The sequence below is a fragment of the [Micrococcus luteus] ATCC 49442 genome, from assembly GCF_010367585.1.
In the GTDB taxonomy this organism is placed as follows: Bacteria; Actinomycetota; Actinomycetes; order Actinomycetales; family Micrococcaceae; genus Arthrobacter; species Arthrobacter luteus_A.
The window spans coordinates 1,282,019-1,294,425 of the sequence record NZ_JAAAXP010000001.1 but is presented as its reverse complement, the minus strand read 5'-3'; the positions used below and the strand labels follow the sequence as shown (position 1 = coordinate 1,294,425).

The window sequence follows — 12,407 nt, the reverse complement described above, 5'->3', positions numbered from 1 at the left end:
CGCGCCGCGCTGAGCGGGCGGTAGTGCGGCGGGCCAGGTAGCGTTTGATGCAACGACGTGCGGCCGTCCGCGCGTCGCTTCTCCACGTACTCGCGGGTTTCGCCATCATGGGTCATTCTGACGATCGCGACCATGTGTAAGGGACTGTTCAGAGACCGGACACCGCCCCTGTTCAACCGGAAAGCTCTTCCTCGCGGGAACGCCACTTCGAGACTTTCCGTGATCTGGGCGTCTGTGGACTTCTGGCGGGCATCGATGCCCTGTGTCATGCTCGTCCACGTGCCCGGCGGCCACATCGCCAAAACAGTCGGCAAAGTCCGTGGAGATCATGAGCGCTTTGCCAGCCCACCTGCGCGGCTCGCTGACCTGGGACCAGGGCGCTGAAATGACAGCCCGCAAATCCTTCACCTTGGCCAAGAAATGACCGTCTACTTCTAAAATCCGGCCACCCTGGCAACGCGGCTCAAACCAGAGCACCGTCGGTTTTTCGCCATTGTCCCTTTAGGGCACGGCACCGGCGCGGCATGGGCTCTCTCGGTCAGCGCAACCACGCCGACCAGCGCCGCCGGTAAGGAGGAATTGAACGCCCGGACTCTCCCGGTCAGCGGCTTGACGATCACGCCCGGCGCTATCACCGCAGGCGTCGGATCAGACGCTGCAGCAACCATCGCCGCTCCGGCATTGGCCCTATCAACGTCCTCTCAAGGTTTGGTCTCCACTTTGGGCGAGAACATGGGCATGTACACACTGTCGCCTGCGTTCAGCCTCGCCATTCCGGCCAACGCCTACCGCTCCAACTACGCTGTTGGCACCAGCGGTGCCCTGAACCCCTACACCTCCACCATCACCTACACCATCGGCTAACGGCACTGGCCCGCCCGTCGCCCTTAGACAGGGGAGACGGCCGGGCCGGTAAGCAGGCAACCTCCGCTGGACGCTTTGCCGGCCGTTCAGTTCCACACCACAGCACCACAATCCCCCCGGTCGTCCGGATGCCTTTTAGGACTGAAAAGTGAAAACCCCGTCCCCACACCAGCACCCACGCCGGGTCGCGCGAGTGGTCCTCGCCGTTGTCATGCTGATCCTAGGAATTTTCGTCGCGGCCCATCCCGCATCCGCGGTGGACAATGGGACCCTTGGTATCCGGCCGGAGACGGAATCGGACTTCTTCCACCTTTCCCTCTATCCCGGGGCAGCGACGGAGGCCGTCGCCGTCGTCTCCAACCACACCTCCTCACCCGTGACCCTGCTCACGTACCCCGTTGACGGGGAGAACACTGTGCAGGGAACCTTCGCTATGGCCGCACAATCCGATCCACACAAGGGCGTCGGCGCGTGGGTTCAGCTTCCTGCCGAACGCATCACCGTCCCCGCTAACACGGACGTGAAAGTCCCCTTCCGTTTCACCGTTTCCCAAGGGACACCTCCAGGGGACTATGCAGGCGGGCTTATTATCCAAAGCCCCACCGTCCAGGGCAAGATCACCGAAGTCAACGGCCGTACCGCCGTCCGACTGGACACGATCCAACGCCAGGGCGTGCGCATTTACCTCCACGTCGCCGGCACCGCCGTTGAATCACTCGACCACGGCAGCCTGAGCTGGAAACAGAACGGGGACGGCCTGGACTTCGTTCTGCCCGTGCGGAACACGGGTAACACCATCCTGCATCCGTCCGCTGACATGAATCTCTCCGGCTGGCCTGCAACGGCGACTAGCCTGAAATTCCACGCGCCCGATGGCCTGCTTCCAGGAGCGAGCATTGACCTGCACGCCCGTCTCGCGCAGGCCCCCATCGTCCAGCAAGGCACCGCCGAGGCAACACTGACCTCTGAGGCCGCGGCACCAGCCAAGCCGGCACGAGTGTCCTCTACGCACCATGGGCCCTGCTTGCCATCGGCTTAGTCGTCTTTGCTGCCGGTCTCTACGGGGCATGGCGGGGTGTCCGGTTCATCCGCCACGCCCGCGTCGCTCTCTCGCAGCTGAACAATATCCGCAGTGCGGCGCCCGACGAACACGCCCCGCCACGTCCAACTTCCTCATCCGGCCGACGTGGGTGAGGCACCGGCACACTGCAGCCACCGCGGCAGCCGCCTACCCGACCGGAACCATCGAAAAACGTGGATGAGAGCGGCTTCAACTTGAAATCTCGGCGGGACGCGAGGTTGAACGGATCGCCCCGATGCTCAGTGTACGGACTCCCGTTTACTCCAACGAAGCCTTACCTCGGGGCTTGACTCTTCGATGAACGTATACTGCGTGGGTGATCAGATGCTCGCACCAGTTCGAGGACCAGGGCTGGATGTTGGCGAGGGGCAGTTCTATCGGCTGTCCGCGTACTCCTCGTGGCCAGCCATGAAGCGGATGAAAGTCGCCGTCCGGGTGGGGTGTCTTCCTGTCGGGCTTGCGTCTCCAGAGGGACGGATTTGCGGCGTCGCATCCCCGACGGAAGGCTAGTTTCGGTCGTAGGAGGTGGCACCCGTTGCGTCATTCCCTGGTGCTGTACAAAGAAATTTCCTCATGCGCTTGAGTATTCTGCCGTTAACATGTCCTGCTCGCCAACCGCTGCTGATTCAGCCCTAGCTGCGCCGACCACCTAGGAGGTTCGTTGTCCGTTTGATCTATTCGCCGGATTCGGGTTCGAGGGTTGTGGCTGCGTCGAGGGCGTCGTCGACGACGATGAGGTAGTTGTCGCGTCCGGCGGCGAGGGGGATGGAGTGTTCGCCGTATTTGTCGTAGGCGAGGTTCACGGCGTCGGCGGCGTTGGTGATGTTGAGTCGGCGCAGGAGTCGGGCGATGTCGAGGGTGTCTTTGTCGCGTTCGGCGGCGATTTTCATGGCCAGGAGCGTTTCGGTGTCTGCGGCCTGGATGGTGAGTCCGTCGAGCTGGTCAAGGTTGATCCAGGTGGCGTTCTCGGGGACGAAGGCTGCGGCGTTGGTGTTGAGCCAGTCTGGGGCGAGGTCGTAGTCCGCGGCCATGTCGGCGACGACGGCGTGGATAGTGGTTGGGTCGGCGTAACTGGCGTCGATATCTGCGGTGGGGCGGTTGCCGATGCCTTGGAGGATTAGGGCGGCGCCGCCGACGAGTTTGACGTCGCCGTGGGCGCCGGCGGCCTGTAGGCGCCTGCCGAGTTCGTGGAGGAGCGCCCGGATTTGTGTGGCGGTGAGTTCTCCGCCTGTCATGCGGTGGCCAGGCTGCGTTCGCGGATGAAGACGTTCAAGTCGGCGAGTTCATTGGGTGTTTCTGACATGGTGAGTTTCTTCATGGGTTCTTGGATGGTGCGGTACGACTGGGCTGGCATCCATGCCTCTTCGAGGGGCTTGATCCGTCCTGTCCAGAGTGGCGCGGGCTGGCCGAGGCGGTGTGCGGTGTAGTTGGTGATTCCTGCGAGGGCCGCCGTCCAGTGCGGGTCTTTGAGGCGGGGGCTGCGCTGGAGCAGCGGGGTGCCGGCGGCGAGAGATGCGGTGGCGTAGTCGGCGAGCATTTTGATCGCAAACTCGAAGTCCCGTTCGGCGATGAGCCGGGTAAATGTTGCGGCGTAGTCGCGCCGTGCCGCGTCGTAGTCGCTGCCGCGGGGGATAGGATCTGTGGCCGCCAAGGTTAGGCCGAGGGCGGCTAGGACGGCCAGGGTTTTGCCGAGTTCGGCGCGGTCGTGGCCAGCTTCCAGATCGATGAGGAACTTCCGTGACACTCCGGCCATGTCGGCAAGGGCTTGCTGGGACAGCCCGCGGGCTGTGCGGCGGGCGCGGATGATCGCGCCGGCTGCTGCTGGGGTCTCGATGGTGATTTCCAGTGACATGGCGTCCCTTCCACCATCCATTATGTCACCGAATGGTGACATTTGCATTTGATGGTGCCGTCCGAGGATCAGCTGGTTCGGTTGGGGATGCCAGCATCAGTGGACGCTTCTTATCCGTCAGGTGAGTCTCGGCCGAGCGGATCATGAGATTGCCGAGGGCGGTGCCAGTCGCCATGGAGAGATTGGATGCCGACCCGGGTTTGTACGCAGGGGATACGGCCTGCGGGCGTGTCCCCCCGCCGCGCGGTCAGGCCCGGGTGGAGCCTTAGCTTGCTTCAGCGAAAGGAAGGACCGCCCCTTCGTTGCGGGGTGCGTTCGTTGGTCTGAAAGCCGTTGAAGCGGCGAATTGGCGTGTGGACAATGTCCACACTTTGAGCCTCGGACTGCGCCGTACATGGGTCGGATCAGGCCGGATTCCGCACGTTTCCGCGGCTTCCCAATGTTTGCAAGGGCTGGAATGCAGTTCGAGTCCCACCTCGGGCACAGTGTTTTCCCTCGTCAGAGGCGATTTTGCTTTAACGTGTGTACAAAGCTTGTGGTGGCGTCCCTCTGACGCTAGGTGTGCGGGCTGTGGCCTGGCTTTCGCGGGGCCTGTTCAGGTGTGTGGGGTGGCGGGTTCAAGACCCTGGCTGGTGGGCCTTCCGCCTGCTGTGGCTGGGGTGATGCGGTTCCTCGTTCCGGTTATGTTGAGTAGGCCGGTGGTGGCGTACACCTATTCATGGGCCGGGGGAGCGGGGACTACATGACTTCGGCGATGTCGCTACAGGACGCCCCCTGTAAGGCGGTCTTAGGCTTGCCCGCGAGAGTCCTGCCGAAGTTTGTCCTGCCAAATAGGGTGTGGACAGTGTCCACACTTACGTCTGCTTTATTGGACGGCCTGAGGACTTGAGTCCGATGTCAGGTCGGGCCATAAAACTTTCGATCATGGTGCCTGGAAAGTGATTCATGGATCGCAACGTGACTGCGATTCGGGGTTGTTTGCTCCGATGAATGGCTTTGCTTCAGCAGCCTATATGTCGCCTTCGGATGCCCCTCCTCGCGTGAAAGAGGCGGCCAGGCCAGCTCTCGCCTGCTGCCCGGTTGTCTTCCGATAGCTGTGAATAGAGCCGGGAGGTCATTCTCGATCAGCTCGCGAAGAACGACGACGGTACCCTCAAGGCGCGCCTGAGGATCGGGACGGGAAGCAGCCATGCTTCTCATCATGTCAGCTGGGGATGCCCTTAGGACGAGGAACGGGTTGTGCAGACGACATCTGACATTCGTGCGAGACGACTTCTGACTGACAATATGGCACCATCACCGGGCAATATTTCGGGCGATCTAGTTGGGAATCCGGAACCTTCGGAACCGAGGGGTCGGTCACACCAGTCGCGGGAAACGGTGCGATAACCGGTCTGATCTTCGGAGATTTTGGGCGCTCTTCTCTTCAGGGCATTTGAGCTGGCGGCCCGTCTCTCCGGGCCAGGGCCTCATTCTGCCTCCGACGATGCGGGGTAGAGGAAGACGTCTACGGAGTCGCCGCGGTAGTGGAACCGGACGACGCTCCCCTTCGGGAGGCCCATCACGGCATCATCACCCGAATGGGTTTGCCCGCCGACGTCTGCAAAAAGATCGACCCCGGGCGGCACACAATTAGCGCCGTCTACAAAAGGACCGGAACGATCGATGAGCATGAAGCACCGGTAGCCCCGTCCGTCCACGAAGAACCAGGGTTCGAATCCCCGATACTGTTGATAGCCGCGGAAGCTGGATTGGCCGGCAGCTTCCCCCCAAGGGAATTCCAGCGTTGAGAGGAATTCCAGCATTGTGAGAACGTCGCTGTCAGCCTCGTCTGCGATCGGATGCAATGTGGCATCGGGATGCGGCCTGAGGATCGATGCCACGGTGAACACAGCGGCAAGCAAGACCGCCAGCACGCCGGCTATAAATGAGTAACGGCGTACTCGTGTCGCCGTGAAACGACGCCAAGTCGACCACATCGATCCAATCCTGGACTCCGCCACGGGCGCAATACTGGCTGCCGGGTCCGGCACTTCGTCAATGAACCTGGTCCTGGTGGGGTGAGCAACTGAACCGGAATCCGGGGCTGCAGCGGGTGTTCTGACGTCGGTGTCGGTGAGGGCGCGGGGACCCGCGCTGCGTGCCGCCTCCAGTTCCGCCAGTCTTACCTGTGCTGCAGGGTCGGACTGGATATCCGGATGCGGACCGTATGCCCTCCTGCGGAGCTCGTCCAGCTCCCGCTGAGCGTCGGACCGGGGTGAGGATGGGTCCATCAGCCCGCCTCCGGGATGAGGTAGACGTAAGCATCCACCGTGTCGTCACGAAGTACGAATCGGATGATGCCGTCGCCGGCGCGTCCTTCGAATCCTTCAAACCCATCCCGGGATGAGGCGACGTCCATCATGAGATCTGCTGGAGCCGGAGCACAGCGAACGTCCGAGAGATTACCGCTCGCCCGGTGCAGTGCCACGAGACACGGCGAGTCGAACGCGTTCACCCCGGAATAGATCTCGAGACCGAGATACGACCCGTATCCGCGGAGGGTTGAATCCTCGATCTTCAACAGGGGTGCTCCCCTAAGCAGCAGTCCGGGGAGCCGGTTATCGACCGCGGCCCCGCTCGGATGAAGAGTGGCATCAGGACGCGGCGCGGATAACAGCAGGGTCGTCGTAACGATCCCTCCCGCGAGGACCAGTGCGGCACCGGCCCAGTACAAGCGACTCCACCTTGGCACCGGATGTTCCATCGAGGCAGCGTCCGCGGGGGCCTCCGAATCTGCCGCATTCTCGCTCTCGGGGGCAACCGGCAGAGAATTGACGTCAGCGCGGTCCGCCGCCTCAAGTTCGCGCAACCTCGCTAGGCCCGGAGGGTCGACACTTATGTCTGGATCCGGACCGTATGCCCGTCTGCGGAGCTCATAAAACTCACGGTCGGCGTCCGAAGAGTGCCTGAAGCCTTCCACAGCTCAAAGTACACCCGTCTCGCGGAGCGGGTCTATACGCTCAAACATGGCTCAGCCTGGCCTTGAGTCGTCTGGGGTGTGCCTTAACTGGATGAAATTAGCGCCCGTAGTGGAGACCGCCTAGGGGCATGGCACCGTACCAATCGGGCTTTAGGTTCAACGGCGAAACCGTCGACCTGGAGGTGGTCCTCGCCGTCGTCATGGTCGGGGAGGCCAATAGCCGGAGCGCTTCATGTTGACAACATAACCACAGAAGACGGCAAGCAACTGCGCTGGGCTGCCGGTCAGGCCGCTGGCGTGGTGACCAAGTCCAGTTCATGCGTTTGCCCATACGGCACCGTCGTAGAAAGGGCGACTGTAAATCTGGCGTAGTGATGTCGGGTAACGAGCACACCACAGGCTTTTTCGACCTTTGCCGCCTGAATAGCGGTCCCCAGCGCTAGCGTGAGCTGGGTTTCCTTGTCGGCACGGTCCTGGACTAGTAGATCAGCGATGATCGTTTGCATGGTTCTATCCCTTCAATTGGTCGTAAAGACCGGCGTTGTTCACATCAGGGCCGCAGTTTGACAAAAGGGGTTCTGGCGGAGGGCGCCAAGTCAAGCACAAGGGACCAGAGGGTCTGCGTTTCGCCGAGTTGTGGCACGGTTTCCCCTTGCTCAAGGTAACGAAATGGCATGGGATCGTCGGCTGGCCGCCACCAACCACTTATTGGCGCAGGGTCACCGCTTGTGGTAGCGGCACGGAAGTCGCGGTGATGGTGCACGTGCTGATTTGCGGCTGGCATCATGGCCTCTAGGTTCCTTCTAGGGCGTTGCGGTCGTGTAGAACAGAGGATTCAATCTTCTTCCCTACCTGGCTGGCAGGGTCCGCGCACCCGAACTGCCCGGTGTGGCGTTTTGGATCCACTTGTGGCAACGCGCTTGGTCCCGCACCGGCGAATCCCCAGATTTCAGTCCGTTTCCGGTCCGTTGCAGTAGTGGCAGCCCTCTTCACAGCCGTCCACCGGGTCGACGCTGTTTGGGACCTGGAGTCCTATTTCGGGGCGCGGTTGGCTGGAGTATGCCGAGAACGACGTATGTACCGAATGAAGGGACGCATGGTTAGCACCGAGCGCAATGTTGCCGCACGTGCAAACGGCAGTGAACATGGCTGCAGCGATCCTTAGGCTGGAAGATCCGGACCAATTCCGGGCATAGTGTTTTGCCGGGCCCTCGAGCGGGAAGGCAACTCCACGCTCGACAATGCCGGTTACGCCTGCCAGGGAGTGTGTACCCATCCGTGGCCGCGTCGTTGTTTCTCGTTCCTTACCCTGAGCTTGCTGATAAAGAATGCTTTTCATCAAGAGTCCTTTGAGTTCGACGACCAGGGAGATCGCTCATGGATGAGGTGTGCGGTTCCGTGGTGTCGGTCCGCGTAGTGCACGGCCGCAGAGTCTGCGACCCGCCTGGCCATAGGTGCCCTGTCAGCTAGCTGCGGTGTAGGGGTCTGCGATGCCGATGTATTGGGTGGTGGTGTATTCGGCGATGCCTTCGGAGCCGCCTTCGCGGCCGAGGCCGGACTGTTTGACCCCGCCGAAGGGTGCGGCCGCGTTGGAGATGACGCCGGCGTTGAAGCCCACCATACCGAATTCGATCTGTTCGGCCACGCGGAGGAGCTTGTTGAAGTCGCGGCTGTAGAGGTAGGAGGCCAGTCCGTATTCGCTGGCGTTGGCCAGCCGGATAGCGTCCGCTTCCGTGGCGAAGGTGGTGATCGGGGCGACTGGTCCGAAGATTTCCTGGCGGAGGATCGCGGCCTCGTTGGGCACGTTGGCCAGGACGGTGGGCTGGTAGAAGTAGCCGGGCCCGTCAACCGGTGAGCCGCCGGTGACGGCGGTGGCACCGGCGTCGACGGCGGCAGTCACCAGTGCGTGCACGTCGTCGCGGGCGCCGGAGTCGATCAGCGGTCCCACCTGGGTTACCGGCTCGGTGCCGCGGCCGGTGGTCAGGGCGCCCATGGCGGCGGCGAACTTGGCCGTGAATTCCTGGGCCACGGATTCCTGGACCAGGAACCGGTTGGCGGCGGTGCAGGCCTCGCCCATGTTCCGCATCTTCGCGGCCATGGCCCCGTCGACGGCGGCGTCCAGGTCGGCGTCCTCGAAGACGATGAAGGGGGCGTTGCCGCCGAGTTCCATGGATGTGCGGAGAACGTTCCGGGCGGCGTCGGCCATCAGGCGTTTGCCCACCGGAGTGGAGCCGGTGAAGGAGACCTTCCGGAGCCGGGAATTCTTCAGCAGCGGGCCGGAAATCCCGGAGGCTGATGCGGAGACCACCACGTTCAGCACCCCCGCCGGGAGGCCGGCATCGAGCATGGTCTGCGCGAAGTACTGGGCGGTGAGCGGGGTGAGTTTGGCCGGCTTGAGGACCATGGTGCAGCCGGCGGCGATGGCGGGGGCCACCTTGCGGGTGGCCATGGCCAGCGGGAAGTTCCACGGCGTGATCAGCAGGCAGGGGCCCACGGGTTTGTGCTGGACGAGGATCTTGTTTTTGCCCTCGGGGGTGGTGAGGTAGCGGCCGTAATCCCGGACGGCTTCCTCGGAGAACCAGCGCAGGAACTCCGCCCCATAGGTGACCTCGCCGCGGGCCTCGGCCAGCGGTTTGCCCATCTCCAGGGTCATCAGCAGCGCGAAGTCCTCGGCCCGTTCGGTGACCAGGTCAAAGGCCCGCCGCAGGATCTCGGCCCGCACCCTGGGCGCCGTCCGCGCCCAGGACGCCTGGACCGCGTCCGCGGCGTCCAGCGCGGCGACCGCATCCGCGCTGGTTGCCGAGGCCAGGGTGGCGAGCACCTCCCCGGTGGCGGGATCATGCACATCGAACGTGCCGCCGTCGGACGCGTCCACCCACTGCCCCCCGATCAACAAACCTGTAGGGATAGAGGCAAGGAGGTCAGCCTCACGCTGGCGTGAGACAGCAGCCGGTTCAACGAGGGCAGTAGTCATGAAGATTCCTAAAAAAGGTAGGTGGCGGTGATAGCGCGCCACGAGGGTGGAGGGCTATCACCGTCCTGTGGGTGATTAGCTCAATGGGCTCTAGCGCCGGAGGCGCGACTGGCCACTTCGGTCTTGTGGTGGCGGGACGTACTCCATCCCAGTCATGTCGTGCGGTCCCTGATAAAGGCAGCGATCTGGTCGACTGTTTGTTCTCCACGGGGAATACGTCCCGCGGAGGTGAGCAATCCGTGGGCGTACCCGGGCAGGTGCTGGTACTGGACCTCCGTGCCTGCCCGGGCCAGGGCGGCGGCGTAGTTTGCCCCCTCGTCCACCAGCGGGTCGTTGTCCACAGTGATCACGTAGGCCGGTGGCAGCCCTGCGGGGAGCTGGGCTAGGGAAGGACTGATCTCCGGTGCTGCGCGGTCTACGTCCTTTGGCAGGTAGTGGTCAGCGAACCAGCCAATGGTGTCAGCAACCAGAGGCCCCAGAAATCGCACCACGTTTGGCGGAGCCGGGTCGACTGCGGGTCGGCGACCGGGGCGTGGCAGTGGACCCGATGTGCGGCGACGGTACCGGAAACGCGGTTCGTGCGGCCCTGCTGGCCTGTGCTTGCGCTGCGGCTGTCGAAGATGGTGCACCGGAGGCCGCGGTGCTCGCCCACTATGAGAACCGGCTGCAGACGGCCTACGCGTCACATCTGCGCACCTGCATCGCGCTGTACCAGAAGGCCTTCAACAGTGCGGCCTGGCGCGCAGAGTTGGGCGACATGTACGCGAGTCTTGTTCGGATACCCCAGAGGCGGCGAGCCGCATACAGTCTGGCTGGCCGGTCCTGGTACCACTTGTGGCCACCACCCCCGCCTGATTGTCCGGAAGGACAGAGGGTCTACGAGCTCCTGGGCCTAGTGGATCGCTCGGTCCCCGCCGGGCTGGGTGATCCACCATGCGTCTGGTGCGCTATGATCTGGATTGCCATGGTATTGGGCAGCCGGTAGCCTGTGCGTCGATTTGTTCCTTGGGGTGTTCCCACGGCATTTCATGGTAGGCGGAGTCTGACTTGGCTGGGGCGGCAACGCTAACGACCTCAGCATGGCCCGCATTATTTGTGATATTCCCGTTGGGGATCGCACAGCAGTTCCAACGACGATGCCGTTTGAGTTGGCGATTTCGTTGGCCGTACAGTGGCTCAATCTATGGCGTCAATCAGGTCCCAACGGGGAAATGGGTGGCATGTTCCCGGCCGGCCGGGTTGCTCTTGACGCCTGTATAGTCGCTTATGCGTCGATTAGCTCGAAACTAGTCAACGGAGGCCCATAGACTTTCTGTGAGCCGGCCCGGTCAACGTCCGTGATCGCCAGGTCGCGGGACCCTACACCGCCGCAGAAGTAGTGCATAACCGACTTCGGATCATAGGCGCTCAGATCGATAGTGTCCGTGGAGTCTTCATCCGGACAAACCCTCGGGGCCAACGAACGAATATGCTCATGTCTGAAGCCGAGGGTGTGCCCCAACTCGTGTCGGAGAACTCCTACGTGATCGAACCCGGTGGTGAAGTATGAGGGGTCGATCAGCACCCGCCGCCGGTTAACAATGTCGTTCGGAGAAGGCGGCAGCGATGAATGCTCCAGAGGCATCTATGTGGCGAACGGGGAACACCACCGGCGGCCGCAACGAATCGGTCCCGTCCAGGTCGCTCCGGTACTCGAATTTAATGCCGCATGTTTCTTCCCATGCTCTTGTAGCTGCCTGCATGTTCGCTGCTATTTCTTCATACTGTGATTGGTCATTGAATGTCTTTCTGAGAACGCAGTATGTCAAGGTCGTGCCCGGGGACCAGCGGACTATTTTGGAATCCTGCAGTATCCCCACCAGTTCGCTGCTCACGCCTACAAAGGAATCCGATAATGCAACCTCCGCAGTGCCTGCAGCGTCTTCCCCTAGCCGGGCTGCTTCGCGGAGGGCCGCTTGTTGTTGGGTGTAGATGAACAGCTGGTCGACATCGAGCAGGTAGTCGCCCTCCACACGCCAAAACTCCTCGCCATCAATGACGACCTTGGGCAGCCGGCCCTCAGGTGCCGGCCCCGACTCTTCACTGCGTCGTGTCCGTGAGAAGGATTCGTCGACTGAAAAGGTCCCTTTCCCGCCTGACGTGGCCGGCTCGTTACGCTGGATCTTGGACATGGGTGCTTCTCCTTATTTCATAGTGAGTCCCGGAATTTCAAGGATTTGTTTCCGGGAAGCTTGCCTAATCACTTAATAGGTCTGGCCTAAAACGCCGCGTCCATTCCACAATCACCTGATCGTCGTCCTTCAGCATGTCCCCGCCGACTACATAGAACATTTCGTCATCCACGACAACATGCGCGAGGCTCCCGCGCCACCGGATGAACTCTGGCAACAGGGACACAAGTTCCCGGACGCCGGGGTGCCGGACCAGCAACTGGTTTTCCATACTCTGGTCGCCTTCGTCCATTGAGTCCGTCCAGTGTGTGTCTAAGGAACTGAAAACCTCACGGCGACAAACACCATTTGTACCGTTCCTAGGTGTGTGAGAAACGGAATGATGGGAGTTCATCAAGGGGACCGAATAGAAATTGGTGACCCCATCTTGGTCTGGACGTCTGCCACGGCCTCATGGCCCGAAGGGGACTCTTCAGATGGCGTGCCTCAGCGCGTACTGCCAA

The 12,407-nt window shown here is 62.2% G+C and carries 12 protein-coding genes and 2 pseudogenes; 3 read left to right on the top strand and 11 right to left on the bottom strand.

What is annotated here, in order from left to right; translation table 11 throughout:
* Positions 1-25: 25 nt before the first annotated feature.
* Positions 26-179, bottom strand: a pseudogene (locus GUV69_RS05910) (IS110 family transposase); the annotation flags it as partial.
* An 85-nt stretch (positions 180-264) separates the two neighbouring features.
* Here GUV69_RS05910 and GUV69_RS23165 point away from each other — a divergent pair.
* From GUV69_RS23165 to GUV69_RS05900, 3 genes and pseudogenes are all read left to right on the top strand, one after another.
* Positions 265-484 (top strand): annotated as a pseudogene (locus tag GUV69_RS23165) (IS30 family transposase); the annotation flags it as partial.
* Positions 485-579: 95 nt separating this feature from the next.
* Positions 580-864: a hypothetical protein gene (locus GUV69_RS05905; RefSeq protein WP_244292636.1), complete on the top strand. Its 285-nt coding sequence runs from the start codon at positions 580-582 to the stop codon at positions 862-864.
* A 148-nt stretch (positions 865-1,012) separates the two neighbouring features.
* On the top strand, positions 1,013-1,903 hold the full coding sequence (locus GUV69_RS05900) for a DUF916 domain-containing protein (RefSeq protein ID WP_244292635.1): 891 nt from the start codon (positions 1,013-1,015) through the stop codon (positions 1,901-1,903).
* 716 nt (positions 1,904-2,619) lie between these two features.
* Here GUV69_RS05900 and GUV69_RS22970 read toward each other — a convergent pair.
* From GUV69_RS22970 to GUV69_RS05850, 10 genes are all read right to left on the bottom strand, one after another.
* Positions 2,620-3,180, bottom strand: coding sequence for a DUF6036 family nucleotidyltransferase (locus GUV69_RS22970; protein ID WP_208786599.1), 561 nt, complete (start codon positions 3,178-3,180; stop codon positions 2,620-2,622).
* A complete protein-coding gene (locus GUV69_RS05890) occupies positions 3,177-3,797 on the bottom strand; it encodes a helix-turn-helix domain-containing protein (protein ID WP_208786598.1) in 621 nt (206 codons plus the stop codon). Before GUV69_RS05890 ends, GUV69_RS22970 begins: the two co-directional genes overlap by 4 nt.
* A gap of 1,469 nt (positions 3,798-5,266) precedes the next feature.
* Entirely contained in the window at positions 5,267-6,070 is an 804-nt protein-coding gene (locus GUV69_RS05885; protein ID WP_164200572.1) for a hypothetical protein, read from the bottom strand.
* A complete protein-coding gene (locus GUV69_RS05880) occupies positions 6,070-6,759 on the bottom strand; it encodes a hypothetical protein (protein ID WP_164200570.1) in 690 nt (229 codons plus the stop codon). The genes GUV69_RS05885 and GUV69_RS05880 overlap by 1 nt, the downstream gene beginning before the upstream one ends.
* Before the next feature lie 284 nt (positions 6,760-7,043).
* Positions 7,044-7,265 carry a hypothetical protein gene (locus GUV69_RS05875; RefSeq protein WP_164200568.1) on the bottom strand — a complete coding sequence of 74 codons (222 nt, stop codon included), beginning with the start codon at positions 7,263-7,265 and terminating at the stop codon, positions 7,044-7,046.
* Positions 7,266-8,221: 956 nt separating this feature from the next.
* Positions 8,222-9,733 (bottom strand): NAD-dependent succinate-semialdehyde dehydrogenase, encoded by a 1,512-nt coding sequence (locus GUV69_RS05870; protein WP_164200566.1) that lies wholly within the window; start codon positions 9,731-9,733, stop codon positions 8,222-8,224.
* Between the two features lie 152 nt (positions 9,734-9,885).
* Positions 9,886-10,224: an alpha/beta hydrolase fold domain-containing protein gene (locus tag GUV69_RS05865; RefSeq protein WP_244292634.1), complete on the bottom strand. Its 339-nt coding sequence runs from the start codon at positions 10,222-10,224 to the stop codon at positions 9,886-9,888.
* Positions 10,225-10,997: 773 nt separating this feature from the next.
* A complete protein-coding gene (locus tag GUV69_RS23620; protein ID WP_431197101.1) occupies positions 10,998-11,357 on the bottom strand; it encodes a M12 family metallopeptidase in 360 nt (119 codons plus the stop codon).
* Positions 11,308-11,904, bottom strand: a complete 597-nt coding sequence (locus GUV69_RS05855) for a hypothetical protein (RefSeq protein WP_164200562.1) — start codon at positions 11,902-11,904, stop codon at positions 11,308-11,310. The genes GUV69_RS23620 and GUV69_RS05855 overlap by 50 nt, the downstream gene beginning before the upstream one ends.
* 64 nt (positions 11,905-11,968) lie before the next feature.
* Positions 11,969-12,175, bottom strand: coding sequence for a hypothetical protein (locus tag GUV69_RS05850; RefSeq protein ID WP_164200561.1), 207 nt, complete (start codon positions 12,173-12,175; stop codon positions 11,969-11,971).
* Positions 12,176-12,407: the final 232 nt, after the last annotated feature.

What these genes read in the sequence shown, in the direction of transcription:
- GUV69_RS05855 (WP_164200562.1), bottom strand. Translation starts at nt 11,904, where the DNA reads ATGTCCAAGATCCAGCGTAACGAGCCGGCCACGTCAGGCGGGAAAGGG.
- GUV69_RS05870 (WP_164200566.1), bottom strand. Translation starts at nt 9,733, where the DNA reads ATGACTACTGCCCTCGTTGAACCGGCTGCTGTCTCACGCCAGCGTGAG.
- GUV69_RS22970 (WP_208786599.1), bottom strand. Translation starts at nt 3,180, where the DNA reads ATGACAGGCGGAGAACTCACCGCCACACAAATCCGGGCGCTCCTCCAC.
- GUV69_RS05875 (WP_164200568.1), bottom strand. Translation starts at nt 7,265, where the DNA reads ATGCAAACGATCATCGCTGATCTACTAGTCCAGGACCGTGCCGACAAG.
- GUV69_RS05850 (WP_164200561.1), bottom strand. Translation starts at nt 12,175, where the DNA reads ATGGAAAACCAGTTGCTGGTCCGGCACCCCGGCGTCCGGGAACTTGTG.
- GUV69_RS05890 (WP_208786598.1), bottom strand. Translation starts at nt 3,797, where the DNA reads ATGTCACTGGAAATCACCATCGAGACCCCAGCAGCAGCCGGCGCGATC.
- GUV69_RS05885 (WP_164200572.1), bottom strand. Translation starts at nt 6,070, where the DNA reads ATGGACCCATCCTCACCCCGGTCCGACGCTCAGCGGGAGCTGGACGAG.
- GUV69_RS23620 (WP_431197101.1), bottom strand. Translation starts at nt 11,357, where the DNA reads ATGCCTCTGGAGCATTCATCGCTGCCGCCTTCTCCGAACGACATTGTT.